Origin of the sequence: Paracoccus sp. (in: a-proteobacteria) (assembly GCF_030538495.1) — a bacterium.
In the GTDB taxonomy this organism is placed as follows: domain Bacteria; phylum Pseudomonadota; class Alphaproteobacteria; order Rhodobacterales; family Rhodobacteraceae; genus Paracoccus.
Genome location: NZ_JAUNTW010000006.1, coordinates 182852 through 207447, shown reverse-complemented (window position 1 = coordinate 207447; position 24596 = coordinate 182852). Strand labels below are relative to the sequence as shown.

Annotated in this window: 22 protein-coding genes and 1 tRNA gene; 17 read left to right on the top strand and 6 right to left on the bottom strand. The window is 64.6% G+C overall.

Translation table 11 applies throughout. The features are described from left to right. The first annotated feature begins 70 nt into the window (after nt 1-70). Nucleotides 71-1900, top strand: coding sequence for an ABC transporter ATP-binding protein (locus tag Q4G20_RS07885; protein ID WP_303342872.1), 1830 nt, complete (start codon nt 71-73; stop codon nt 1898-1900). An 11-nt stretch (nt 1901-1911) separates the two neighbouring features. On the opposite strand, the gene Q4G20_RS07880 is transcribed toward Q4G20_RS07885, so the two are convergent. Together Q4G20_RS07880 and Q4G20_RS07875 are read right to left on the bottom strand one after the other, a co-directional pair. Next, nucleotides 1912-1985: transfer RNA gene (locus tag Q4G20_RS07880), tRNA-Gly, on the bottom strand. Nucleotides 1986-2028: 43 nt separating this feature from the next. Further along, nucleotides 2029-2481 carry a nucleoside deaminase gene (locus Q4G20_RS07875; protein WP_303342871.1) on the bottom strand — a complete coding sequence of 151 codons (453 nt, stop codon included), beginning with the start codon at nt 2479-2481 and terminating at the stop codon, nt 2029-2031. 120 nt (nt 2482-2601) lie between these two features. On the opposite strand from Q4G20_RS07875, the gene Q4G20_RS07870 reads away from it, so the two are divergent. Then, nucleotides 2602-4185, top strand: coding sequence for a pseudouridine synthase (locus tag Q4G20_RS07870; protein ID WP_303342870.1), 1584 nt, complete (start codon nt 2602-2604; stop codon nt 4183-4185). A gap of 29 nt (nt 4186-4214) precedes the next feature. Here the strand turns inward: Q4G20_RS07870 and hemP are convergent, their stop codons facing one another. Both hemP and Q4G20_RS07860 read right to left on the bottom strand, forming a co-directional pair. Then, nucleotides 4215-4391, bottom strand: a complete 177-nt coding sequence (gene hemP / locus Q4G20_RS07865; protein ID WP_303342869.1) for a hemin uptake protein HemP — start codon at nt 4389-4391, stop codon at nt 4215-4217. 131 nt (nt 4392-4522) lie between these two features. After that, nucleotides 4523-5476: a zinc ABC transporter substrate-binding protein gene (locus Q4G20_RS07860; protein ID WP_303342868.1), complete on the bottom strand. Its 954-nt coding sequence runs from the start codon at nt 5474-5476 to the stop codon at nt 4523-4525. An 85-nt stretch (nt 5477-5561) separates the two neighbouring features. Here Q4G20_RS07860 and Q4G20_RS07855 point away from each other — a divergent pair, with 85 nt between their 5' ends. From Q4G20_RS07855 to Q4G20_RS07835, 5 genes are all read left to right on the top strand, one after another. Continuing rightward, on the top strand, nt 5562-6056 hold the full coding sequence (locus tag Q4G20_RS07855; RefSeq protein WP_303342867.1) for a Fur family transcriptional regulator: 495 nt from the start codon (nt 5562-5564) through the stop codon (nt 6054-6056). Continuing rightward, a complete protein-coding gene (locus tag Q4G20_RS07850) occupies nt 6053-6799 on the top strand; it encodes a metal ABC transporter ATP-binding protein (protein ID WP_303342866.1) in 747 nt (248 codons plus the stop codon). Before Q4G20_RS07855 ends, Q4G20_RS07850 begins: the two co-directional genes overlap by 4 nt. Before the next feature lie 7 nt (nt 6800-6806). Beyond that, nucleotides 6807-7589 carry a metal ABC transporter permease gene (locus Q4G20_RS07845; protein ID WP_303342901.1) on the top strand — a complete coding sequence of 261 codons (783 nt, stop codon included), beginning with the start codon at nt 6807-6809 and terminating at the stop codon, nt 7587-7589. Nucleotides 7590-7732: 143 nt separating this feature from the next. Continuing rightward, the gene (locus Q4G20_RS07840) at nt 7733-7933 is read left to right on the top strand and encodes a hypothetical protein (RefSeq protein ID WP_303342865.1); all 201 of its coding nucleotides are present in this window, start codon (nt 7733-7735) and stop codon (nt 7931-7933) included. A 236-nt stretch (nt 7934-8169) separates the two neighbouring features. Continuing rightward, nucleotides 8170-8364, top strand: coding sequence for a hypothetical protein (locus tag Q4G20_RS07835; RefSeq protein ID WP_303342864.1), 195 nt, complete (start codon nt 8170-8172; stop codon nt 8362-8364). 123 nt (nt 8365-8487) lie between these two features. Here the strand turns inward: Q4G20_RS07835 and Q4G20_RS07830 are convergent, their stop codons facing one another. Both Q4G20_RS07830 and Q4G20_RS07825 read right to left on the bottom strand, forming a co-directional pair. Beyond that, nucleotides 8488-9339, bottom strand: a complete 852-nt coding sequence (locus tag Q4G20_RS07830; protein WP_303342863.1) for a hypothetical protein — start codon at nt 9337-9339, stop codon at nt 8488-8490. 170 nt (nt 9340-9509) lie between these two features. Then, nucleotides 9510-10892: an L-serine ammonia-lyase gene (locus Q4G20_RS07825; protein WP_303342862.1), complete on the bottom strand. Its 1383-nt coding sequence runs from the start codon at nt 10890-10892 to the stop codon at nt 9510-9512. Nucleotides 10893-11003: 111 nt separating this feature from the next. Between Q4G20_RS07825 and dusB the strand changes: the two genes are divergently transcribed. From dusB to gdhA, 10 genes are all read left to right on the top strand, one after another. Further along, entirely contained in the window at nt 11004-12017 is a 1014-nt protein-coding gene (dusB, locus tag Q4G20_RS07820; protein WP_303342900.1) for a tRNA dihydrouridine synthase DusB, read from the top strand. Then, on the top strand, nt 12014-13039 hold the full coding sequence (locus Q4G20_RS07815; protein WP_303342861.1) for a nitrogen regulation protein NR(II): 1026 nt from the start codon (nt 12014-12016) through the stop codon (nt 13037-13039). Before dusB ends, Q4G20_RS07815 begins: the two co-directional genes overlap by 4 nt. A gap of 8 nt (nt 13040-13047) precedes the next feature. Further along, nucleotides 13048-14427, top strand: a complete 1380-nt coding sequence (locus Q4G20_RS07810) for a sigma-54 dependent transcriptional regulator (RefSeq protein ID WP_303342860.1) — start codon at nt 13048-13050, stop codon at nt 14425-14427. 67 nt (nt 14428-14494) lie between these two features. Further along, nucleotides 14495-16756: a PAS domain-containing sensor histidine kinase gene (locus Q4G20_RS07805; protein WP_303342859.1), complete on the top strand. Its 2262-nt coding sequence runs from the start codon at nt 14495-14497 to the stop codon at nt 16754-16756. Continuing rightward, nucleotides 16753-18144, top strand: a complete 1392-nt coding sequence (locus tag Q4G20_RS07800; protein WP_303342858.1) for a sigma-54 dependent transcriptional regulator — start codon at nt 16753-16755, stop codon at nt 18142-18144. The genes Q4G20_RS07805 and Q4G20_RS07800 overlap by 4 nt, the downstream gene beginning before the upstream one ends. Nucleotides 18145-18228: 84 nt before the next feature. Beyond that, nucleotides 18229-19599 (top strand): Trk system potassium transporter TrkA, encoded by a 1371-nt coding sequence (trkA, locus tag Q4G20_RS07795; protein WP_303342857.1) that lies wholly within the window; start codon nt 18229-18231, stop codon nt 19597-19599. Further along, nucleotides 19599-21158 (top strand): TrkH family potassium uptake protein, encoded by a 1560-nt coding sequence (locus Q4G20_RS07790; protein WP_303342856.1) that lies wholly within the window; start codon nt 19599-19601, stop codon nt 21156-21158. Before trkA ends, Q4G20_RS07790 begins: the two co-directional genes overlap by 1 nt. 75 nt (nt 21159-21233) lie before the next feature. Next, complete coding sequence (hfq, locus tag Q4G20_RS07785) at nt 21234-21467, top strand: RNA chaperone Hfq (protein WP_020949330.1); 234 nt, start codon at nt 21234-21236, stop codon at nt 21465-21467. Next, on the top strand, nt 21468-22793 hold the full coding sequence (gene hflX / locus Q4G20_RS07780) for a GTPase HflX (RefSeq protein ID WP_303342855.1): 1326 nt from the start codon (nt 21468-21470) through the stop codon (nt 22791-22793). Between the two features lie 294 nt (nt 22794-23087). Continuing rightward, a complete protein-coding gene (gdhA, locus tag Q4G20_RS07775) occupies nt 23088-24437 on the top strand; it encodes an NADP-specific glutamate dehydrogenase (RefSeq protein ID WP_303342854.1) in 1350 nt (449 codons plus the stop codon). The last annotated feature ends 159 nt before the right edge of the window (nt 24438-24596 follow it).

Genomic DNA, 24596 nt, shown 5'->3' with positions numbered 1-24596 from the left:
CGTTTCGCCTTTGACTTTTCGCGGCGGGTGGTTAGCCTGTGCGCCTGAACCTTAACCACGGGGCCGCTGGATGCTGGACGAAAAACCGCTTGTTTCGATTAACAATCTGCGGGTTGAGTTTGAAACGAATGACGGCATCGTGGTGGGGGTCAAGGATGTCAGCTTCACCATCAAACCGGGCGAATGTGTCTGTGTGGTGGGGGAATCGGGGTCCGGCAAATCGGTGTCGTCGCTGTCACTGATGCGGCTGGTGGAATATGGCGGCGGCACGATTGCGGGCGGTCAGCTGATGTTCGATCCCGGAGACGGGCACATGATCGACCTTGCGCGGCAATCGACCGCGACCATGCGCGACATTCGCGGCAACCAGATCGGGATGATCTTTCAGGAACCGATGACCGCGCTGAACCCGGTCTTTACCATCGGCGACCAACTGACCGAAGGCTTGATCGCGCATCGCGGCATGACCAAAAAACAGGCCCGCGCGCGCGCTTTGGACATTCTGCGTCAGGTCCGCATCCCCGAACCCGAACGCCGCCTGAACCAATATCCGCATGAATTGTCGGGGGGCATGCGGCAACGGGTCGTGATCGCGATTGCCATGGCGTGCGAGCCGCGCCTCTTGATTTGCGACGAACCCACCACGGCGCTGGATGTGACGATTCAGGCGGAAATTCTGGCCCTGATCGACCGGCTGAAGCGCGAAAAACAGATCGCGGTGATGTTCATCACGCATGACATGGCGGTCGTGGCGCAGATGGCGGACCGCGTGGTGGTGATGTATCGCGGCGACAAAGTCGAAGAAGGCCCGGTCGAACAAATCTTTGAAAACCCTCAGCAGGATTACACGAAAATGCTGCTGGCCGCCGTGCCGCGTCTGGGCGAAATGACCGGCAAAGCCGCGCCCGAACCCATGCGCCTGATGCACAGCCCCGGCCCGGACCCCAAACCCATCATCGTGGCCGATCCGCGCCCGTTATTGACGGTGGAAAACCTGACCACCCGTTTCGCGGTCAAAGGCGGCATCCTGCGCCGCACCGTCGCGCGGGTTCACGCGGTCGAAGATGTCAGCTTTACCCTCAATGCCGGGGAAACGCTGTCGCTGGTGGGGGAATCGGGCTGCGGTAAATCCACCTGCGGGCGGTCGATTTTGCGGCTGGTGGAACCGGAATCGGGGCGGGTGCATCTGGACGGCACCGATGTTCTGGCGCTGTCGCAATCGGCCCTGCGTCGGGCGCGGCGCGATATGCAGATGATTTTTCAGGATCCCTTTGCCAGCCTTGATCCGCATATGAAGCTGTTCGATCAGGTCGCCGAACCGATGGAAAATTACGGCATCGGCACCCGGTCCGAACGCGCCGACCGCATCGCCGCGCTGTTTGACCGCGTGGAATTGCCGCGCAGTTTCATGCGTCGTTATCCGCATGAAATGTCGGGCGGTCAGCGGCAGCGGATCGCGATTGCGCGCGCCTTGGCGCTGAACCCGAAACTGATTGTCGCGGACGAAGCCGTCAGCGCGCTTGACGTGTCGGTTCAGGCGCAGGTGCTGAATTTGCTGATGGAATTGCAGCAGGAACTGGGCATTTCCATGCTGTTCATCAGTCACGACATGGCCGTGGTCGAACGCGTCAGCCATCAGGTCGCGGTGATGTATCTGGGCCGGATTGTGGAAATCGGCAGCCGCGCGCAGGTCTTTGAAAACCCGCAACATTCCTATACGCGGCAATTGATGGCGGCGGTCCCGGTCGCCGATCCCCGGCAAAAGAAAATATCCGAGGATCTGAACTTCCGCCCCATCCCGTCCCCCATTCACCCGGTGGATTATGTCGCGGTGCCGTCCACTTATCAGACCGTGGCGCCGGGGCATCGGGTGCTGATCGACCCGGTGACGCATGGGTGATGTGTGTGGGTTGGAGCGGGTGATGGGAATCGAACCCACGTATTCAGCTTGGAAGGCTGCTGCTCTACCATTGAGCTACACCCGCGTTCAGCCCGTATAAAACGCCGCGCCCAAGGGTGCAACCCGCGCTAACGCCGCGCGGCAAAGAAATCGCGCAGCAGGTCGCGGGCGGGCGCGTCGTCGATGCCGTCATAGACCTGTGGCCGGTGGTGGCATTGCGCATGGTCAAACACCCGCGCGCCATGCGCCACGCCCCCCATGCGCGGATCGCCCGCGCCGTAATACAGCCGCCCGATCCGCGCCGCCGAAATCGCCGCCGCGCACATGGGGCAGGGTTCCAGCGTCACCCACAGATCAAACCCCGGCAGCCGTTCCGACCCCAATTCGGCGCAGGCCGCGCGGATCGCCAGAATTTCCGCGTGCGCCGTCGGGTCGGACAATTCGCGGGTGCGGTTGCCCGCCGCCGCCACAACGCGGCCATCGGGGGCGATGATGACGGCGCCCACGGGAACCTCACCCCGCTGCGCGGCCTTGCGCGCCTGATCCAGTGCCTGCGGCATATGGCTGATAAACCGTGTCATATCGGGGTTGTCGCAACATGGGCGAGGTTCCGCAAGGCGGTGAAACGAATCCTTTCGCAGCGGCGTTAAGGGGCGTATGACGCGCGCTTAACCACCGCAGCGATGCGCAGGAGATTTCGCATGACCGACACCCCAAACACCCCCGACACCCCGCAAAACCCCGATGCCGACCGCATCGCCAAGGTGATCGCCCGCGCCGGCGTCGCCAGCCGGCGCGAGGCGGAACGCATGATCATCGAAGGCCGCGTCACTGTGAACGGCCAGAAAATCACCAGCCCGGCTTTGGACGTTTTGCCCACCGACCGCGTGACCGTGGACGGCAAAAAACTGGACGCGCCGCAGGAAACGCGGATGTGGCTGTATTACAAACCCATCGGGCTGGTCACGTCGGAATCCGATGAAAAGGGGCGTCAGACCGTGTTCGACGCGCTGCCCCGCGATTTGCCGCGCGTGATGACGGTCGGGCGGCTGGATTTGAATTCCGAAGGCTTGTTGCTCTTGACCAATGACGGCGAATTGAAACGCCGGTTGGAATTGCCGCAAACCGGCTGGCTGCGGCGTTATCGCGTGCGGGTGAACGGGCAGCCGAACGACCTGACCTTTGACCCTCTGCGCCGGGGCGTGACGATTGACGGCGAAGAATTCGCGCCGATGGAAATTAAACTGGACAGCCAGCAGGGCGCGAATGCGTGGCTGACCGTCGGCATCCGTGAAGGCAAAAACCGCGAAATCCGCCGCGCTATGGCGCATGTGGGCTTGCAGGTGAACCGGCTGATTCGGATCGGCTATGGCCCGTTCAAGCTGATCGGCATGGAAAAGAACGAAGTGGTCGAGGTGAAACGCCGCGTCCTGCGCGACCAGCTGGGCGGGCTTCTGACCGGCGAGGTTGAGGAAAAAGAACGCGAAATGCGCCCGCGCGGTGCGGGTAGCCGGGGCGACGGCGACCGTCCGCGCTTTCCGCGCCGGGATGACGGTGACCGCCCGCGTCGGGATGACGGCGACAAGCCGCGCCGTTTCGGGAACCGCGATGACCGCCCGTTCCGTTCGCGCGACGATGGCGATAAGCCGCGCTTTCCGCGCCGGGATGACGGCGACCGCCCGCGTCGGGACGATGGCGACAAACCGCGCCGTTTCGGCAACCGCGACGACGCCCGCCCGTTCCGCCCGCGTGAGGATGGCGACCGCCCGCGCTTTCCGCGACGGGATGAGGGCGATCGTCCTCGGCGTGATGATGGGGACAAACCCCGCCGCAGCTTTGGCGGGAAACCCGATGGCGACCGTCCGCGTCGTTTTGACGGCCCCCGTGATGGGCAGGGGCGTGATGGGCAAGACGGAGGCCGCCGCTTTGGCAAGCCCGACGGGCAGGGCGGGGATCGTCCGCGCTTTGGCGGGAAGCCGGGGCCGCGCCGGGATGGCGACGGATCGCGCCGCGATTTTGCCGCCCGTGACGGTCAGCGTGACGGCGAACGCAAACCGCGTCACAGCGGCAAACCGGGCGAAGCGCGTAAACCCTGGGGCGACAAACCGCGTTCGGATGACCGCGCCGGAGATCGTCCGGGCGGCTTCCGCGGCAAACCCGGCGGTGATCGCCCGTTCAACGCGGGTGGCAAACCGGGTGGCAAACCCGGCGGATTTGGTGGCCGCCCGGGGGGTAAGCCCGGCGGGAAACCGGGCGGACGCCCCGGCGGCAAACCGCGCGATTAATCAAAAACCGGGCGCAAGGCCCGGTTTTTTCATTTCGTCAGGATCAGCTTACCCGCGCGGGTGATGCGCAGCTGATAAATCTGTTCATCCAGAACAATCATCGCCTGATTGCCGCCTTGGGTCAGGCGGGTGGCGTCATATTGCGGGATGCGCGCCAGCAATTCAGTGCCGGGGCGGTGAAAATCGGCGGGACGGGTGGCGGTCATGGCGTGGGCCTTTCGGTGGTTGCCCGCCAAATCTGACAAAAAGAATCTGGAATGTCAAAGTAAAAAAGTCAGGAATTAAACATCCCGCAGCGATAGGGGCATCGCTGCGGGATTCGTTCCGTGTGGGCGGTTTAATCGGCGGCCAAGCAATCGGTCAGCGTATCGGCCAGATTGCGCAACAGCGCCGCATATTGATCGGCGCCCAGATCGACATTCGTGCCTTCGGGTGCCAGTTTGCCGCCCAGACGCGCGCCGGTGCCTTCGATCACGGTTTTCACTAAGGCATCGTCGTGATTGTATTCGGGAAAGGCACAGGTCGCGCCGGTGTCCTGAATCGTCGCGCGGATGCTGGCCAGACGCGCGGCGGACGGGGTCGAGGCATCGCCCAGCGTCACAGACAGCGCCGGTTGCAGCCCATAATGCCCGGTGAAATAGCCATAGGCATCGTGGAACACCACGAACGAATGGTCGGCCAAGGGCGTCAGCTGCGCCTTAAGTTCGGCGTCAAGCGCGGTGATCTGCGCCGCCGCAGCGTCCGCATTGGCGCGATAGGTGGCGGCGTTTTCGGCGTCCTGTTCGGCCAAAGCGTCGGCAATCGCGCCCAGCCAGATCACGGCATTGGCCGGGTCCAACCATGCATGGGGATCGGTGCCGTCATGGCTGTGGTCGTGGTCATCATGTGCGTGATCGTCGTGGTCGTGATCATGCCCATGGTCGTCATGATCACCGTGATCATGCGCCGCGCCGTCGCCATAATCTTGCAGATGCGTGCCGTCCACGCGCAGCAACTCCACCTGCGCCACGCCCGCGCCCAGATTGCCCGCCGCCCGCGTCAGCCACGGCGTCAGGTCCGGCCCAACCCAGACCAACAGCCCCGCCGATTGCAGCGCCGCCGCATCCGACGGGCGCATCTGGTAATGATGCGCGCTTGCTCCGTCCGGCAGCAGCACCCGCACCTGACCCAGATCGCCCATCACCTGCTGCGCCAGCGACCCGATGGCGGGAATGTCGGCCACCACATTCGGCGCGGCACAAACGGGGGCTGCGGTCAGCGACAACAGCGCGGCGGTCAGGATGCGGTTCATGGAAACCTCTTTTAGTGTGATTGCGAAGCGCAGATCTGCGCGTTATAGAATAACAAGTCAACCTTTATGTGATAAAATAACATTCATGACCTCGAACTCTGCCCATATCGCCCCGGCCTTTGCGCCCCATGATCACCATGCCTGTTCGTCGCATGCCTTGGATTTGGCGGAAACGCGGCTGGCCGAACAGGGCGCGCGCCTGACCCCGGTTCGCCGTCGCACGCTGGAGATTCTGCTGGAACAGCACCGGGCCATGGGTGCGTATGAGGTGCTGGACCGTCTGGCCGCCGAAGGGTTCGGACGCCAGCCGCCCGTCGCCTATCGCGCGTTAGAGTTTCTGGTCACGCATGGGTTGGCGCATCGGTTGCAGCGTCTGAACGCCTTTGTCGCCTGCCTGCATCCGGGCCATGACCACAGCCCGGCCTTTTTGATTTGCCGCCAATGCGATCATGTCGCAGAGATGGCGGGCGATCCGGTGCGTGACGCCTTGGCCGGGTTGGCGGGGCATGGCGGGTTCCGTGTCGAACGCGCCACGATCGAGGCGCTGGGCCTCTGCCCCGCCTGCGCGGGTGACGCATGACCGCGCTGATCACGGCGCAGGGGGTGACCATTCACCGCCCTGGCGCGTCCGATCCGGTGCTGCGTCACGTCGATTTCAGCATCAAGGCCGGTGAGATTGTGACCGTGGTTGGTCCCAACGGGTCAGGCAAATCGACGCTGGTTCGGGCGCTGTTGGGGCATATGCCGCTGGCGTCAGGGCGGGTTGATCGCGCGCGGGGGCTGCGCATCGGCTATGTCCCGCAGCGGGTGCAGTTGGACACCGCCATTCCCATGACCGTGCGGCGGTTTTTATCGCTGCCCCAACGGGTTGGCGATGATCTGGCCGCACAGGCGCTGCGCCGGACCGGGGTTCCGGGGCTGGAAACCCGGCAGTTGACGCAACTGTCCGGCGGGCAGTTTCAGCGCGTCTTGCTGGCGCGGGCGCTGTTGCATGATCCGCAATTGCTGGTGCTGGATGAGCCGACTCAGGGGTTGGATCAGCCGGGGATCGTGGGGTTTTACAAACTGATCGAAGATGTGCGCCGCCAGACCGGGGCCGCGGTGCTGATGGTCAGTCATGATCTGCTGGTGGTGATGCGGTCGTCGGATCGGGTGGTGTGCCTGAACGGGCATGTCTGCTGCGAAGGCAGCCCCGCCCATGTCAGCGGCGCGCCCGAATATCGCGCCCTGTTCGGGGCCGAGGCGCAGGGGATGCTGGCGCTCTATCGTCACCATCACGACCATGACCACGATCACGACCACAGCCACCACGCGCACGGATAACGCTATGATACTGGATGATTTTTTCGCGCGCGCGGTGCTGGCGGGGCTGGGGCTGTCGCTGGTCGTGGGGCCGCTGGGCAGCTTTGTGGTGTGGCGGCGGATGGCCTATTTCGGGGATTCGACCGCCCATGCGGCGATTCTGGGCGTGGCTTTGGCATTGGCGTTTGACGTGTCGATCTATGCCGGGACGCTGGCCGTGGCGGCGGTGATGGCCGCCGTGGTGTCGGCACTGGTCACGCGCGGGCAGGCCATGGACACGGTGCTGGGGGTGCTGTCCCATTCGGCGCTTGCTGTGGGCTTGGTCGGGATCAGCTTTGTTCCGGCCGCGCGCACGGATCTGTCGCGTTATCTGTTCGGCGATATTCTGGCCGTGGGGCGCGGCGATCTGGCGCTGATCTGGGGCGGAGCGGCGGCCGTGCTGGCGCTGCTGATCTGGCGGTGGCAGCGTCTGGTCACGTCCAGCCTGAACGAAGAACTGGCCATGGCCGCGGGCATCGACCCCCGGACCGAACGGCTGATTCTGTCGCTGGCTTTGGCGGTCGTGGTCGCCTTGGCGATCCGTGTGGTGGGGTCGCTGTTGATTTCGGCGCTGCTGATTGTCCCGGCGGCGGCGGCGCGGGGGATCAGCCGGTCGCCGGAATGGATGGCGGGGGTGGCGTCGCTGATTGCCGGGGCGTCAGTTCTGGCGGGGCTGTGGGCCAGTTTGCGGCTGGACAGCCCGGCGGGGCCGTCGATCATCACGGCGGCGGCGGTGTTTTTCGTTCTGTCGCAACTGCTTCGTCGGTCCTAGCGTTCACATTTTCGCGGGTGCATAACCGCAACAATCGGCACAAAATGGGGGAAAAATCGCTTTGCCCCCTGTCGAATCGCGCACAGCACGTTAATCTGCCCGCAATGCCGCCTTTGGCAGTTCAACTGAAACAGGAGCTTATCATGAAAAAAGTTGCTATCGCCGCCGCCGTTGCTGGCCTGACCGCGACCTCGGCTGTTGCTGGTGGTTACGTTGCGCCCGTCGCCCCCGTCACCGTTGAGCCGGTTGTTGTCACCGCTCAGCCCGCGTCGTCGAACGCTGGTCTGGTTGTTCCGGCTCTGCTGGTGCTGGGCGTCATCGCCGCAGTCGCAGCAAACAAATAATCCGTCGGGCCGATTGGCCTGATGCGATCACACACCACGCGGCCCCGGTCGCGTGGTTTTTTTGTGCCGATATGCGGGTTTTACCGCGTTTTTCGCGGCCATGCTGGCGAATATGCAACAGTTTTGCCCGCGGCGCGGGTGATTTCATCGGTCGCGGCTTTTCAAGGCGTTCGCTTTGTGTAACTGTTCGGGTGATGCTGCCGGTCATGGCAGCGGTCAATGTAATGGAGCATGACATGAAAAAAGTCGCTATCGTCGCCGCCGTCGCTGGCATGACCGCAACCTCGGCTCTGGCTGGTGGTTACGTTGCACCCGTCGTTGAAGTTGAGCCGGTTGTTGTCACCGCTCAGCCCGCTTCGTCGAATGCTGGTCTGGTCGTTCCGGCCCTGCTGGTGCTGGGCGTTATCGCCGCAGTCGCAGCAAACAAATAAGAATATCAACAGCTTTGGCTGTTGCAGAGGGCTGGCTTTGCCGGCCCTTTTTCATGTCCGGCCTTTGGGTCGATGTGAAAAAACCGGCCCTTCGGGGCCGGTTTTTTGGTGCGTGGCGCGGGATCAGTTCGCGGCGGGCGGCGTCACCACCGGGGCGGCGTTGTCCAGCGAAAACGGTGCGGGCGGGATGACCACGGGGGCCCGAGTCGCGGGCGCCGGAGTGGCCGGGGCTGTGGCAGCCGGAGCCGGTTCGGGCGTGGCAGGTGCCGGGGTGGCCGGTTCGGGCGTGGTGGTTGCTGCGGGTGCGGGTTCCGGCGTCGCGGGGGCAGGGGTCGCGGGGGCAGGGGTTGCCGGACGCGCCGCCGGTGCGGGCGTGCGCGCAGGCGTTGCCGCACGGGCCGGGGTCGCGCGCGCCGGACCCGCCACCGGGGCCACAGTGGGCGATGCCGCAGGCGCCGAGGCCGTCGCCGTCGCCGGTGCCGCGCAACCGTTCTGGCTGCGCCCGGCCACGGTCAGGCGCGCGGTCAGCGGGAAATTTTCGCCCGATGCGGTGTCACGACAGGCGGCGTTGCGGATGTTCAGCACAAAGGCCCGCCCATCCAGAAAGCCCACATATTCAACGCCCTGCGCAAAGACGATGCGGTTCACGTCGATGCGGCGATTGGTGCCGCCTGCGCGGTAATTGGCGCGCCCTCCGTCCACGCCCACGGTCCACGCGCCGCCATGACCCCGCGCGGCAAAGGCCACCTGCTGATAGGTCGCGGCATCCGCCGTTGACAGGGCGCGGGTCTCGCCGCCCACCTCGATCGCCTGAACCAGCGGCGACACGGCGGGCGCGCGCGGCGCGTCGGGCGTGTCCGATTCGGCCTGTTCGGCCTGACCACCGATGGAACGGCGGAATTGATCCATAGCCGCCTGATCGCAGGCAGCAATCGGCAGGGTCATCATGGCAATCAGCGCAAGACGCGAATACATAAGCGGGCCTTTTATCGAAAACTGTCGCCCAATCGTTACCAACAGCCGCACCGTGGCGCAATGTCTGCCGCGGTTGCTGGGCGTCTGCGGCGCGGAATCGCCCAAATCCGGCGTGGCGCGGGCGGATGGTGCGGGATTATGAGTATTTAGACACAGAAGAAGCCGCCGGTTCAGCAATTCGGCACATTCACCGCCAGACCGCCAAGGGATGTTTCTTTGTATTTATCGCTCATATCGCGGCCGGTTTGGCGCATGGTTTCGATGGCGGCGTCCAAGGGGACAAAGTGGCGGCCGTCTCCGCGCAGGGCCAGACTGGCGGCACTGACGGCCTTGATCGCGCCCAGACCGTTGCGTTCGATGCAGGGCACCTGAACCAGCCCCGCCACCGGATCGCAGGTCATGCCCAAGTGATGTTCCAATGCGATTTCAGCGGCGTTTTCAACCTGTTGCGGGGTGCCGCCCAGAACGGCGGCCAGACCTGCGGCGGCCATGGCGGACGCGCTGCCGACCTCGGCCTGGCAGCCACATTCGGCGCCCGAGATGCTGGCATTGTGTTTGATCAGCCCGCCAATCGCTGCCGCCGTCAGCAGGAAATCGGGCAGCGCGGATTCCGACGCGCCGGGGACGTGGTCCAGCCAGTATCGGATCACCGCTGGCACCGTTCCCGCCGCCCCATTCGTGGGCGCGGTGACGACCTGACCGCCCGCCGCGTTTTCTTCGTTCACGGCCATGGCATAGGTTGACATCCAGTCATTGATCACATGCGGCGCGGTCAGGTTCATCCCCCGTTCGGCCAGCAATTTTTCGTGAATGGCCTGCGCGCGGCGTTGAACGCGCAGCCCTCCGGGCAGGGTGCCAGAGGTGGTCAGGCCGCGATCCATGCAGTCGCGCATGATCTGCCAGATCTGGCGCAGGCCCTGATTCAGTTCCGCCGCGCTGCGATAGCATAATTCGTTGGCGCGCTTCATCTGGGCAATGGATGTGCCGGACGCCGCCGCCATGTCCAGCATCTGCGCGGCGGTCGCAAAGGGGAACGGCACCTGCGCCACGGCATCGCTGCGGGGTTTGTTGGCCTGATCGGCCAGTTCGCGGTCGGTCAGCACAAACCCGCCGCCGATCGAATAATAGACCTGATGAAAGATTACGTCCCCCTGCGAATCCGTGGCCGATAAGGTCATCCCGTTTGCATGTCCCGGCAGGGCGTTGTCGTAATCGAATTTCAGGTCGCGGTCCGGGTCAAAGGCCAGTTCCGGCAAATCGGGCGGCGTCAGGGTATGCGTGTCGCGGTTGCGGTCCAGTGCGGCCTGCGCCTGATCGGCGTCGATGGTCGCCGGATCGAACCCCGCCAGCCCCAGAATTGTGGCCCGGTCCGTTGCGTGGCCCCGCCCGGTAAAGGCCAGACTGCCGTGCAAGCTGGCCCTCAGCCCATGCGGGCGAAAGGGTTGCTGGCGCAGGGCGGCCAGAAACCGGCCCCCCGCCACCATCGGTCCCATCGTATGCGACGATGACGGGCCGACGCCCGGTTTGAACAGATCAAAGACCGACAGAAACATCGCGCATCCTTTCGTGACGCGTCCAGTCTAGGGGCGTGGGGGGCGCGCGCAAGGGACTTGTGATTTGCCTAAAAATTGGGCAATGGCGGGGTTTATTCTATGGAACGCATCATGCCGCTGTCACAGCCGATTATTCTGGGGACCGAAGCCTTGGGGCCGGGGGTGTTTCTGGCGCCGATGGCGGGGATCACCGATCTGCCGTTTCGCCGGGCGGTGTCGAAGTTCGGCGCGGGGTTGCTGGTCAGCGAAATGGTGGCCAGTTCGGAAATGGTGACGCCGCGCCCATCGACCCGCGCTGCGGTTCGCGCCAAGGCCCTGACCCATGGCGCGTTGCCGGTCAGTGTCCAGATTGCCGGGCGCGAGGCCGCCGCCATGGCCGAAACCGCCCGGATCGTCGCAGGCATGGGCGCGCGGATCATCGACATCAATATGGGGTGCCCCGCGAAAAAGGTCACGGGCGGGCTGTCGGGGGCCGCGTTGATGCGGGATCTGGATCTGGCGCTGCGGTTGATTGATGCGGTTGTGGGCGCGGTCTCTGTGCCGGTGACGCTGAAGATGCGGCTGGGTTGGGATGACGACTGTCGGAACGCCGCCGATCTGTCGGCGCGGGCGCGCGATGCGGGTGTGGCGATGCTGACCGTTCACGGGCGCACGCGGGCGCAATTTTACAAAGGCCGCGCGGATTGGGCGCAGATCGCGACGGTGGCGGGGCTGGCGGGGCGTCCTCCGGTCGTTGCGAATGGCGATGTGGTGGATGCGGCGTCGGCGCGGGCGGCTTTGGCGGCGTCGGGGGCGGATGCGGTGATGGTCGGGCGTGGGGCGCAGGGCGCGCCGTGGCGATTGGCGCAGATCACGCATGAGCTGGGCGCAGGTCCGGCGGTTGAGGTGCCGCGCGGGGGCGATTTGGCCGATCTGGTGGCGGAACATTACGAGGAAATACTGGGCTTTTACGGGCGCGATCTGGGCCTGCGCGTGGCGCGCAAACATCTGGGCTGGTATGCTGATGTCAACGGCGCGGCGCTGCGCGATCAGATGATGCGGGCGGATAGCCCCGCTGAGACTCTGGCCCTGATCCGGGCGGCGTTTGCTGATGCGCCCGGTGACGTCATGGGGGATATTGCATGACCGCGTGGCAGGTGATGCCTCTGCCGTCGCTGATGCTGGACGGGGCGGGCTGTGTGGCCGATGTGAACGACGCGGCCGAGATTTGGCTGAACCTGTCGCGCAACGCGCTGATCGGGCGGGGGGTGGACAGCGGCGATCTGGCGGCGCGGTTGCGGATTGTGCCGCCTCTGGCGCCCTTGGCGGCGCGGGTCTTGGCGCAGGGGGATAGCGTCGTGCAGCCGGGGGTTTGGTTCGGCATCGGCGACCGCGCGGGCGGGCATCAGGCGCGGATCGGCGCGGTTCACGCCGCCCCCGGCGATGCGCCAAACCGGGTGATGATCGTCATTGTTCCGCAGGCCGACCACGCCGCCCCCGCCCCCCGCGCCGCCCGCAGCGCCATCGGCATGGCCGAGATGCTGGCCCATGAAATCAAAAACCCGCTGGCCGGGATACGCGGCGCGGCGCAGCTGATGGCGATGAATGTCGGACCCGAGGATCGCGAAATGGCCGACATGATCGTCGCCGAATCGCGCCGGATCGTGGCGCTGCTGGATCAGGTCGAACGGTTTGGCGACACGCGGCCCCCGCAACGGGCGGCGGTGAATGTGCATGACGTGTTGGAACAGGTGCGGCGCAATGCGACGGCGGGCTTTGCGCAGGGCGTTCGGATGGTGACGGATTACGACCCGTCTTTGCCGCCTGCTTTGGCCGACGCGGATCAGTTGATGCAGGTCTGCCTGAACCTGGTCAAAAACGCGGCCGAGGCCGGGGCAACCACCATCCGCCTGCGCACCTTTTACGACCATGCCCGACGCATGGCGACCGGCCCGGTGCCGTTGCAGATCGAGATTGACGATAACGGCCCCGGCCTGCCGGCTGCGATTGCGGATCAGGTCTTTGACCCCTTTGTGTCGGGGCGCGAAAACGGCACCGGGCTGGGGCTGGCTTTGGTCAGCAAAATCATCACCGATCACGACGCCCTGATCCGCGTGGACAGCCAGCCGGGGCGGACGGTGTTTCGTATTTCTCTGGCCAAAGCATAGGGGGGCTGATGGACGGCACGGTTCTGATTGCGGATGACGACCGCACCATTCGCATGGTTCTGACGCAGGCGCTGACCCGCGCGGGGTGCCGCGTTCACGCCACCGGCAGTCTGGCGCAACTGACGAAATGGGTGGACGAAGGGCGCGGCGATCTGGTCATTACCGATGTCATGATGCCCGACGGCAACGGTCTGGACGCGATCCCGGCCATTCACCGCGCGCGGCCCGACCTGCCGGTGATCGTCATTTCCGCGCAGAACACCATCGTCACCGCCATTCGCGCGACCGAGGCCGATGCATTTGATTACCTGCCCAAGCCCTTTGACCTGCCGGATCTGATGGCGAAATCGGGGCTGGCGCTGTCGCGGCGGCGCAGGCGTGCAGCGGTCGAGGCCGCGCCCGAACGCGCCGATCCGGGATTGCCGCTGATTGGTCACGCCCCGGCGATGCAGGCGCTGTTTCGGACCGTGGCGCGGGTGCTGAACGCTGATCTGGCGGTGCTGATTGCGGGCGAACCCGGCGTCGGGCGATCCACGATTGCGCGGTCATTCCACGATTTGTCGGATCGTCAGGGGCGGGGCATGGTCGTGCTGACCCCGGCCTGCGCGCAGGATGCCATCACCCGCGCCGCCGCATCGGCACAGGGCGGCACGATCCTGATTGAAAACCCCGCCGGGTTTTCCGCGCCTGCGCAGGCGCAGCTGATTGCGATGATCGAATCCGCCGACGCCGGCCCTGACGGCAGCCACGCCCCGCGCATTGTGGCCACGACCGGCCCCGATCCGGCGGCAGAGGTGGCAGGGGGCGCGTTGCGCGCCGATCTGTATTATCGGCTGGCGGGGGTGACGATCACTGTCCCGCCTCTGCGCGCGCGGGTCGATGATATTCTGCCGCTGGCCGCGCATTTTCTGGCGCGCGCAGCGGGGCAGGGCTTGCCGTCGCGCAGCCTGTCCGATGACGCGGCGGGGCTGCTGCGCGCGCACCCGTTCCCCGGCAATGTCCGGGAATTGGAAAACCTGATGCGGCGGCTGGCGCTGACGGCGGCGGGGGCGGCGGTCAGCGTGACCGAGATGCGCGACGCGTTAGGTCAGCAGGTCATCGACGCGCCGCAATCCGCGCCGCCTCCGCCCGCCGGGGCGCTGCTGGCGGATTCCGTCATGGCGCATCTGCAACGCTATTTCGATCTGCATGGGGACGCGCTGCCTCCGCCCGGATTGTATGATCGGGTTTTGCGCGAAATCGAACGGCCCTTGGTGCAGGTCGCATTGGATGCCGTGGGGGGTAACCAGTTGAAATGCGCCGATTTGCTGGGCATCAACCGCAACACGCTGCGCAAAAAGCTGACTGATTTGAATATCGAGGTGACACGCCGCCGCAAACTGATGTAAAACGGCCACAGGGCGCGGCGTGAAAGCCACGTTCATTGTAAGGCCGCGACAGACGGCAGGTGAGGTTATGGCAGTATCCGCAAAGCTGTGGGGCTGGGACAGATTGGCGCGCATCCGCCTGCCGCGGGAATGGCGGGGCGTGGTGGTGTGGTTCGTTGCGCTTGCGGGCGCGTTGCTGGCGGGGGCCACCATGGCCGCGCTGGGCCTGTTCAGTCAGGGCGCGCGGGGCGACGCGCTGCGCATCGTTCTGATGCTGGATCTGGCCTATCTGATTGTTCTGACGGGATTTGTGGTCGCCCGCATGGCGCGGCTGATGACGCGGCGCGACCGGGCGGCGGGGGCGTCACGGCTGCATGGGCGGCTGGTCACGGTCTTTGCGGGGCTGGCCTTGGTTCCCACGGTGCTGGTCGCGCTGTTTGCGGGGGTCTTGGTCAATATCGGGCTGGAGGGTTGGTTTTCCAGCCGTGTGCAGCAGGTCGTCACCAATGCCCAGGCCGCAGCCGAGGCCTATCAGGACGAACACCGCCGCGACCTGACCGAGGACGCGACCGCCCTTGCCGCCGTCCTGACCCAAGCCGCGCGGCAAAACCCCCTGATCGAGGATGCCGAGCTGCGTCAGTTGCTGGTGCAGGGGCAGGGGCTGATTCAACGCGGGTTGCGCGAAGCCTATATCATCAGCGGCACCGCCGAAATCCGCGCGCGGGGGGATCGCAGCTATCTGTTCTGGTATGCCGCGCCCGACAGCGCCCATCTGGATCAGGCGCAAACCGATGGTGTCGCGCTGATCGAGGATTGGGAACAGGACCAGTTCCGCGCGCTTGTGTCGCTGGCGCCACTGGCCGACCGGTATCTGTATGTCACCCGCGACGTGGATGGCAGCCTGCTGGGCCTTCTGGACGACACCCGCGCCACGGTCGGCGATTACCGCCAGCTTGAAGCGACGCGGGGGCAGGTGCTGTTTGAATTTTCGCTGGTGTATCTGGGCTTTGCGCTGCTGTTGGTGGCGGCGGCCATCTGGCTGGGGCTGTGGTTTGCCAGCCGGTTGTCGCGCCCCATCGGTCTGCTGGCGCGCGCCAGCGAACAGGTCGGGCGCGGCAATCTGGACCTGCAAATCCCCGAACCGCAAACGGGCGATGAAATTCAAACCTTGGGCCAGTCGTTTAACCGCATGACCCGCCAGCTGAAGGCGCAGCGTCAGGAACTGGTTGAAAGCTGGCGCGTCAGCGACGATCAGCGGCGGTTGTTTGATAATGTGCTGTCGTCCGTCACCTCGGGCGTGATCGGGCTGGACGCGGCGGGCGAGATTGACTTTGTGAACCGGTCCGCCAGCCGGTTGCTGGGGCTGGACCCGCAGCGCGATATCGACGCGCTGTTGTCGCAGGCGGTGCCGGAATTTGAACCCTTATTCGACCGGCTGTCGGCATCGGTCGCCGAAACCATTCAGGACGAAGTGCGCCTGATGCGCGACGGTCGCGTCGAAAGCCTGCTGGTGCGCATGGCCGTGCGGCGCGGTGCCGAAGGCGGGCTGGAAGGGTATGTCGTCGCATTCGATGACGTCACCGAACTGGTCAGCGCGCAGCGGATGGCGGCATGGGGCGACGTGGCCCGCCGCGTGGCGCATGAAATTAAGAACCCTCTGACGCCGATTCAGCTGTCCGCCGAACGGTTGCGCCGCAAATTCGGTCAGCATGTCCCCGATGATGACCGCGCGGCACTGGATCAATATGTCGATGTGATCATCCGCCAGACCGGCGATTTGCGCCGGATCGTGGACGAATTCAGCCGCTTTGCCCGGATGCCCGAACCCGACCGCGCGCAGGTGGACATCGCCGCCCTGCTGCGCGACGTCACCTTGCTGCAACGCGATGCGCTGCATGGGGCGCAGGTGGTGGACATCCCCGACGCTCCGGTCATCGTGGATTGCGACGCGGGGATGCTGCGTCAGGCGTTTACCAATCTGCTGAAAAACGCGGGCGAGGCGGTCGATGAACACGCCCCATCCGCCCCCGCCGATTGGACGCCCCGCATCGACGTGGCCATGACCGCCCAGCCCGATGCCGTCACCATCCGCATCACCGATAACGGCACCGGCCTGCCGGCGGATCGGTCGCGGCTGTTTGACCCCTATGTCACGATGAAGTCCCACGGCACCGGTCTGGGCCTGCCCATCGTCAAAAAGATCGTCGAGGAACATGGCGGCAGCCTGTCCCTGACCGATGCGCCGGACCATCCCGGCGCCGTGGCCGAAATACGCCTGCCCCGCGAACGGCAGCCCGTCCGAGGCCCAAAAACCAAAAACAGACACGAACATCATGAGGCGACCCAATGACCGACATTCTGATTGTCGATGACGAACGGGATATTCGCGACCTGATCGCTGACATCCTGAAAGACGAAGGCTTTGACACCCGCACCGCCGCCAATTCCGATCAGGCGATCGCGGCGCTGAATGACCGCGAACCCGCGCTGATGGTGCTGGATATCTGGCTGAAAGACAGCCGGATGGACGGCATCGACATTCTGAAACAGGTCAAACGCAACAATCCCGATGTGCCGGTGATTATTATATCCGGCCATGGCAATATCGAAATCGCGGTCGCGGCGATCCGGCAGGGGGCCTATGATTTCATTGAAAAGCCGTTCAACATCGACCAGTTGATGGTGGTGGTGAACCGCGCCATGGAAACCAGCCGCCTGCGCCGTGAAAACAGCACGCTGCGCCGGGGCGGTGAACGCGCGCTTGATATGCTGGGCCAGTCGGTTGCGTTCAAACGGCTGCGCGACAATCTGGATAAGGTCGCGAAATCCAACGGGCGGGTGATGCTGTCGGGCGAACCCGGCGTCGGCAAAGAGGTAGCGGCCCGATACGTCCACGCCAACAGCCCGCGCGCCTCTGCGCCCTTTGTCACCGTTCCCTGCGCCAGCATCGAACCCGAACGCATGGAAGAGGTTCTGTTTGGCCGCGAAACCCCCGAACGCGGCGTTGAGCCGGGCCTGTTGGAACAGGCCCATGGCGGCGTGATCTATTTCGACGAAGTGGGCGATATGCCGCTGGGAACGCAGCCGAAAATCCTGCGCGTGCTGACTGAACAGCAATTCGTTCGCGCCGGAGGGTCGGACCGCGTGCGCGTCGATCTGCGCGTTCTGTCATCGACGAACCGCGATCTGCCCACCGAAATCGCGGCGGGGCGGTTTCGTCAGGAACTCTATGACCGGCTGAATGTGGTGCCGATCGCGGTGCCTTCCCTTGTCGAACGGCGCGATGATATTGCGCTCTTGGCGCGGCATTTCATCGACCAATGCCAGCAATCGCAGGGCCTGACGCCGCGCGATCTGCCCGATGAAACCGTGGCCGCGTTGCAGGCCATGCGCTGGCCCGGCAACATCCGCCAATTGCGCAACATCATCGAACGCGTGCTGATTCTGGCCGAAGAAACCGGCCCGATCCAACCGGCGGAACTGGAGCCCCAAGGCGCGACGCCGGACAACACCGACAGTTTGAGCCTTGGGCCGCTGGTCACGTCGATGGCGCTGCGCGAGGCGCGGGAATTGTTCGAACGCGAATATCTGCTGGCGCAGATCAACCGCTTTGGCGGCAATATCAGCCGCACCGCGCAATTCGTCGGCATGGAACGCAGCGCGCTGCATCGCAAGTTAAAATCGCTGGGCGTGGTTGGGGGCATGCGGGGCGATGACGATCTGGTGATGGGAAAATAGCCGTTGCACCGGCCCGCCCGGTCGCCCCAAAAGATGAGTATTTTTGCACAGAAGAAGCCGCAAGCGCGGTTCTGAAAGGCGCGGATGAAGATCATTATATGCGGGGCGGGGCAGGTCGGTTGGCAGATCGCACGGCATTTGTCGGGCGAACGCAATGACGTGACGGTGATTGACACCAACCCCGATCTGATCCGCCGCGCCACCGATGCGTTAGATGTGCAGGGGGTTGTGGGCTTTGCCAGCCATCCCGATGTGCTGGACCGGGCGGGGGCGCGGGACGCTGATCTGATCATCGCCGCCACCCATTCGGACGAGGTGAACATGGTCACCTGTCAGGTGGCCCATTCCGTGTTTCAGGTGCCGCGCAAGATTGCTCGGCTGCGGGCGCAGTCTTATCTGGAGGCGATTTATTCCGATCTGTATCGCACCGATCATCTGCCCATTGATGTCGTCATCAGCCCCGAATTAGAGATCGCCAAGGCTGCGCTGCAACGGTTGTCCGCGCCGTCCACCTTTGATGTGGAAGTGTTTTTGCGTGGGCAGGTGCAGTTGCTGGGGATCGCCTTGGACCCCGATTGTCCGGCGCTGAACACGCCCTTGCGGCATTTGAACGATCTGTTTTCCAGCCTCCGCGCGGTTGTGGTGGGGGTGCGGCGTGACGGGCATTTGTTCGCGCCCGAACCCGGCGATCAGCTGTTTGCGGGCGATCAGATCTATGTCGTCACCCATAGCGATGACGTGCCGCGCACGTTAGAGATTTTCGGCAAGCCGCCGCCGAAACTGGACCGCGTGGCGATTATCGGGGCGGGCAATGTCGGGCTGGCCGTGGCGCGCGAATTGGAGCGCCGCCGCATCCGCGCCAAGCTGATTGACCGCGACCGGACCCGCGCGGAATACGCCGCCGACCGGCTGGAGCGCACCATCGTTTTGCATGGCGACGGGCTGTCGTCCGATCTGATGGCCGAGGCCGGCGTGCCGGATGCCGACGCCGTTCTGGTCGTGACCGATGATGATAAGGTGAACCTGCTGGCTTCGGTGCGGGCCAAACAGGCGGGGGCGGGGTTGTCCATTGCGCTGATTAACGATCCGGCGCTGGTTCCGATGACGGATGTTCTGGACATTGACGCCTATATCAACCCGCGCGCGACCACCGTGTCGTCGATCCTGCGCCATATCCGGCATGGGCGCGTGCGCGACATTTATTCCATCGGTGACGCCGAGGCCGAGATGATCGAGGCTCAGGTGTTGTCCACCTCATCCATGGCGGGGCGGGCGATCCGTGATCTGGACCTGCCCGAAGGCGCGCTGATCGGCGCTGTGCAAAAGGGCGACCGCATCGTCAAGCCTCTGCCCGATCTGCGGCTGGATGAAGGCGATGTGATCCTGATCTTTGCCCTGACCGGCGATGTCCCCGAGGTTGAATCTCTGCTGCAAGTCAGCATCGACTTTTTCTGATGCGCGTGCTGATCCGCCTGCCGGTGCTGGTGATCTTGATGGGGCTGTCGGGGGTGGCGATGCTGGTGCCGGCGGTGTTTGCGCAGATCACGGGGGACGCGGGGCTTGCGCGGATATTTTCGGCCAGTGCGGGGCTGGTCATGGTGGGCGCGGTGCTGATGGGGCTGGCCTTTGCCGGGCGCGGCGACCGCAGCACGCGCGACAGCCTGCTGTCGGTGGTGGTGACCTTTGCCGCGCTGCCGCTGGTTCTGGCGCTGCCTTGGGTTCTGTCTGTGCCGGATACGGGCTGGTTCAATGCGTGGTGGGAAATGGTGTCATCGCTGACGACCACCGGGGCGACGCTGTATTCTGCCGATCTGATCGCGCCGCCGCTGCATCTGTGGCGCGCTTTGGTCGGCTGGCTGGGCGGGCTGTTCGTTCTGTCGGCGGCGGTCGCGATTCTGGCACCGCTGCGGTTGGGCGGGTTCGAGATCATGGACACCCCCGATCCGCGCCCCAATGCCGCCGCCCGCCGCCCGCATCTGGAACCGCAGGGCCGCCCGCATCCGCCCAATCACCGGCTGGGCCGCGCTGTGGTGATGGTGCTGCCGGTCTATGGCGGGTTGACGCTGGCGCTGTGGGTGGGGCTGTCGCTGGCGGGGGACACGTCCTTTGTCGCGCTGTGCCGCGCTATGGGGACGCTGTCCACATCGGGGATTGCGCCCGCCATGGCCCCCGTGACCAGCGGTATCGTGGGCGAGGTGTTGATCGCGCTGTTCCTGATCCCGGCGCTGTCGCGGCGGTTCTGGCCGGGATCGGTGCGGCTGCGCGCGTCGGAACGGCTGCGCGATGACCCGGAATTGCGGCTGGCGGCGGGGCTGGTGCTGCTGACGGCGTGCGCGCTGTTTTTGCGCCATTTCTGGGCTGCGATTGACGGCGGCACCGGAACCGCCATCCTGTCGGCGCTGCGCGCGTTTTGGGGCGGGCTGTTCAACGCCATCAGTTTTCTGACAACGACCGGCTGGAATTCAATCGAATGGCAGGGGATGCGCGCATGGTCGGGACTGACCGCGCCGGGGCTGGTGCTGGCGGGGCTGGCGATGATGGGGGGCGGCGTGGCCACCACGGCGGGGGGCGTGAAATTGCTGCGGGTCTATGCCCTGTCGCGGCATGGGGCGCGGGAATTGGAGCGCGTCACCCATCCCAATTCCGTGGGCGGCGGCGGCGAAATGGCGCGGCGTCTGGCGGGGCCGGGTGCCTATCTGGCGTTTATCTTTTTCATGCTGTTTGCGTTGACCTTGGCCGTGGTGATTGCCGCCGTGTCCATTCACCCGCTGGAATTTGAAACCGCGACCGTGCTGTCGATTGCGGTGCTGACGAATACCGGGCCTCTGGCCGGGACGATCCCGCTGATCCCCGCAACCGATGGCACGGCGGGCATGGCATCGGCGCCGTGGCAAGGCTGGTCGGGTCTGCCCGTGATGACCAAGGCGGTGCTGGCGGCTGCCATGATCATCGGGCGGGTCGAAACGCTGGCGGTGCTGGCGCTGATGTCGCCGGAATTCTGGCGCAGGCGGTAAAGCGCCGGTCTTGCATGGGGGCGCGGTCTGGCCTAAACATTTCAGGATAAGCCAACAACACAACAGGGAAAACCAATGGCTGGCGATAAGCAAAACCTTCAGGACGCATTCCTTAACCATGTCCGCAAGGCGAAGGTGCCGGTCACCATTTTCCTGATTAACGGCGTCAAATTGCAGGGCGTGATCACGTGGTTTGACAATTTTTGCGTGTTGCTGCGCCGGGATGGTCAATCGCAGCTGGTCTATAAACACGCGATCAGCACCATCATGCCGGGCCAGCCCATCAGCCTGTATGAAGGCGAGGATTGATTGGCCGAATTAACCCCGACCGAGGCGCTGCCGACGCGCGCCTATGTCCTGCATCCGGATCTGGGCCATGCCCGCACGCAGCGGCGCGAACCCGAACATGCACTGGCCGAGGCTGTGGCACTGGCACATGCGCTGCCCGGTATCGACATCGTCGGGGCCGAGGTCGCGCGTCTGCGTGACCCCAATCCCGGCAAGCTGTTTGGCAAGGGCAAGCTGGCCGAAATCGGCGAACGTCTGACCGATGCCGAGGTCGAACTGGTGCTGGTCGATGGCCCCGTCACGCCCGTTCAGCAACGCAATCTGGAAAAGGAATGGGGGGTCAAACTGCTGGACCGCACCGGCCTGATTCTGGAAATCTTTGCCGACCGCGCGCGGACCCGCGAAGGGGTGTTGCAGGTGGAACTGGCGGCGCTGTCCTATCAGCGCACGCGGCTGGTGCGGGCCTGGACGCACCTTGAACGCCAGCGGGGCGGTTTGGGATTCGTGGGCGGTCCCGGCGAAACCCAGATCGAGGCCGACCGCCGCGCGATCGACGAACAGATGACCAGGCTCCGCCGGCAATTGGAGCGCGTGGTCAAAACCCGCACTCTGCACCGCGCGGCGCGGGCCAGGGTGCCTTATCCCATCGTGGCTTTGGTCGGCTATACAAACGCCGGAAAATCGACGCTGTTCAATCGGTTGACCGGCGCGGATGTGTTCGCCAAGGATATGTTATTCGCCACGCTGGACCCGACCATGCGCGCCATCCGTCTGCCGGATGCGGGCGGCGGATCGTCGGGGCGCAAGATCATCCTGTCCGACACGGTGGGGTTCATCAGCGACTTGCCCACCGAACTGGTCGCCGCCTTCCGCGCGACCTTGGAAGAGGTGTTAGAGGCCGATCTGATCCTGCATGTCCGCGACATCAGCCACCCCGAAACCGAAGAACAGGCCGCCGATGTGGCCGAGATTCTGGACAGTCTGGGCGTGGACGAGGATGTCGCGCTGATCGAGGTGTGGAACAAAATTGACGCGCTTGGCCCCGACACCCGCGCCGCTTTGCGCCGCACCGATGCGCGCACGGCGGGCGTTCAGGCCGTCAGCGCCCTGACCGGCGAAGGGCTGGACGATCTGATCGCCGCCATCGACCTGCGTCTGGGCGAGGTTCTGGACGAACCCCGCCTGTCTGAGGCCGTGACGCTGGATTTCAGCGACGGCCGCCGCCGCGCGTGGTTGCACGAGGCGGGTGTGGTCGAACGCGAAGATGCGGGGGATGAGGGGCTGGTGCTGCATCTGCGCTGGACCGCGCGGCAGCGGGCGGGGTTTTTGGCATTGGATGGTGAGTAGGCTGGTGGAGAGCGCCGGGGGCCAGCCCCCCAGCCTGCCCCACGGGGGCGGGCGTTCGACGGGAAAGGCCGGGGGCCAGCCCCCGGACCCCCGGGATATTTGGGCCAAGATGAAAGGGCGGCGCGTTTTCTGATTGGTCGCGGGCGGGTTCTGTGCGGCGGGATGAGCGGGCTGCGACTTGGTGCGTTGTCGCGTCATGCTGCAATTGCGAAAAATACGCGGGCGGTGCTTTTCATTGGCATTTCTTGCCGCTATGCCATTGCCAGCGACGTGAAATAACAAAGGGGCAGCGTGATGACTCACCTGAACGAAAAGCTGGAACCGATTTTGCAATCGGTGATGCACCGCAATGCGGGCGAACCCGAATTCCATCAGGCCGTGCGCGAGGTGTTGGAAAGTCTGGGCCGCGTGATCGCCAAGCGCCCCGATTACGCCGATGACGCGCTGATCGAACGGATTTGCGAACCCGAACGCCAGATCATTTTCCGCATCCCGTGGACCGATGACAAAGGCCGCGTTCAGATCAACCGCGGTTTCCGCGTGCAGTTCAACAGCGCATTAGGCCCGTATAAAGGCGGCATCCGGTTCCATCCGTCCGTCAATGTCGGCATCATCAAGTTTCTGGGCTTTGAGCAGACGTTTAAGAATGCTCTGACGGGGATGCCCATCGGCGGCGGCAAGGGCGGCACCGATTTCGACCCCAAGGGCCGTTCGGATGCGGAAATCATGCGGTTCTGTCAGTCGTTTATGACCGAACTGCACCGTCACTTGGGCGAATATACCGATGTTCCGGCCGGTGATATTGGCGTGGGCGGGCGTGAAATTGGTTACATGTTCGGCCAATACAAACGCCTGACCAACCGCTATGAGGCGGGGGTTCTGACCGGTAAGGGTCTGTCCTATGGCGGGTCGCGCGCCCGGAAAGAGGCCACGGGTTACGGCAACACCTATTTCGTCGAATCCATGCTGGCCACCAAAGGCCACAGCTTTGACGGCAAAAAGGTGGTCGTGTCGGGGTCGGGGAACGTCGCCATCTATACCATGGAAAAGGTGATGGAGCTGGGCGGCAAGGTCATGGCCTGTTCGGATTCCAACGGCTATGTCGTCGATGAAAACGGCATTGATCTGGCACTGGTTCAGGAAATCAAAGAGGTGCGCCGCGAACGCATTTCCGAATATGCCCGCCTGAAAGGCACCGGCGCGCATTACATCGAAGGCGGTTCGGTCTGGGATGTGGCGTGTGATGTTGCCATGCCGTCGGCCACGCAGAACGAACTGACCGGCAAAGACGCGCAGACGCTGGTGAAAAACGGCGTCATCGCCGTGGGTGAGGGCGCGAATATGCCATCCACCCCCGAAGCGATTCGCGTGTTCCAGCAAGCGGGCGTCATGTTCGCGCCGGGTAAGGCCGCGAATGCGGGCGGGGTGGCGACCTCGGCCCTGGAAATGCAGCAGAACGCCAGCCGCGACAGCTGGAGCTTTGACCAGACCGAGGAACGTCTGGCCAAGATCATGCGCAACATTCACGACGATTGCGCCGCGACCGCTGACGAATACGGCGCGCCGGGCGATTACGTTCTGGGCGCCAATATCGCGGGCTTTGTCCGGGTGGCCGATGCGATGCGCGCGCTTGGCGTGATCTGATCCCGGGCGACCTCTGAAAACGAAACGGGCGGGCCGATGGTCTGCCCGTTTTTGTTTGGCGCGCTTGACGTTTTCGTGACAGGCGGCGGTTTTGTCATGCGCGCGCTATTGAAAAACCGGGGGCGGGGCGTTTAAGGAAAGGCAAAACCCCGGACAGGC

Bases quoted from the DNA above. Each gene is read 5' to 3' on its own strand.
- Q4G20_RS07885 (WP_303342872.1), top strand. From the start codon at position 71: ATGCTGGACGAAAAACCGCTTGTTTCGATTAACAATCTGCGGGTTGAG.
- Q4G20_RS07875 (WP_303342871.1), bottom strand. From the start codon at position 2,481: ATGACACGGTTTATCAGCCATATGCCGCAGGCACTGGATCAGGCGCGC.
- Q4G20_RS07870 (WP_303342870.1), top strand. From the start codon at position 2,602: ATGACCGACACCCCAAACACCCCCGACACCCCGCAAAACCCCGATGCC.
- hemP (WP_303342869.1), bottom strand. From the start codon at position 4,391: ATGACCGCCACCCGTCCCGCCGATTTTCACCGCCCCGGCACTGAATTG.
- Q4G20_RS07860 (WP_303342868.1), bottom strand. From the start codon at position 5,476: ATGAACCGCATCCTGACCGCCGCGCTGTTGTCGCTGACCGCAGCCCCC.
- Q4G20_RS07855 (WP_303342867.1), top strand. From the start codon at position 5,562: ATGACCTCGAACTCTGCCCATATCGCCCCGGCCTTTGCGCCCCATGAT.
- Q4G20_RS07850 (WP_303342866.1), top strand. From the start codon at position 6,053: ATGACCGCGCTGATCACGGCGCAGGGGGTGACCATTCACCGCCCTGGC.
- Q4G20_RS07840 (WP_303342865.1), top strand. From the start codon at position 7,733: ATGAAAAAAGTTGCTATCGCCGCCGCCGTTGCTGGCCTGACCGCGACC.
- Q4G20_RS07835 (WP_303342864.1), top strand. From the start codon at position 8,170: ATGAAAAAAGTCGCTATCGTCGCCGCCGTCGCTGGCATGACCGCAACC.
- Q4G20_RS07830 (WP_303342863.1), bottom strand. From the start codon at position 9,339: ATGTATTCGCGTCTTGCGCTGATTGCCATGATGACCCTGCCGATTGCT.
- Q4G20_RS07825 (WP_303342862.1), bottom strand. From the start codon at position 10,892: ATGTTTCTGTCGGTCTTTGATCTGTTCAAACCGGGCGTCGGCCCGTCA.
- dusB (WP_303342900.1), top strand. From the start codon at position 11,004: ATGCCGCTGTCACAGCCGATTATTCTGGGGACCGAAGCCTTGGGGCCG.
- Q4G20_RS07815 (WP_303342861.1), top strand. From the start codon at position 12,014: ATGACCGCGTGGCAGGTGATGCCTCTGCCGTCGCTGATGCTGGACGGG.
- Q4G20_RS07810 (WP_303342860.1), top strand. From the start codon at position 13,048: ATGGACGGCACGGTTCTGATTGCGGATGACGACCGCACCATTCGCATG.
- Q4G20_RS07805 (WP_303342859.1), top strand. From the start codon at position 14,495: ATGGCAGTATCCGCAAAGCTGTGGGGCTGGGACAGATTGGCGCGCATC.
- Q4G20_RS07800 (WP_303342858.1), top strand. From the start codon at position 16,753: ATGACCGACATTCTGATTGTCGATGACGAACGGGATATTCGCGACCTG.
- trkA (WP_303342857.1), top strand. From the start codon at position 18,229: ATGAAGATCATTATATGCGGGGCGGGGCAGGTCGGTTGGCAGATCGCA.
- Q4G20_RS07790 (WP_303342856.1), top strand. From the start codon at position 19,599: ATGCGCGTGCTGATCCGCCTGCCGGTGCTGGTGATCTTGATGGGGCTG.
- hfq (WP_020949330.1), top strand. From the start codon at position 21,234: ATGGCTGGCGATAAGCAAAACCTTCAGGACGCATTCCTTAACCATGTC.
- gdhA (WP_303342854.1), top strand. From the start codon at position 23,088: ATGACTCACCTGAACGAAAAGCTGGAACCGATTTTGCAATCGGTGATG.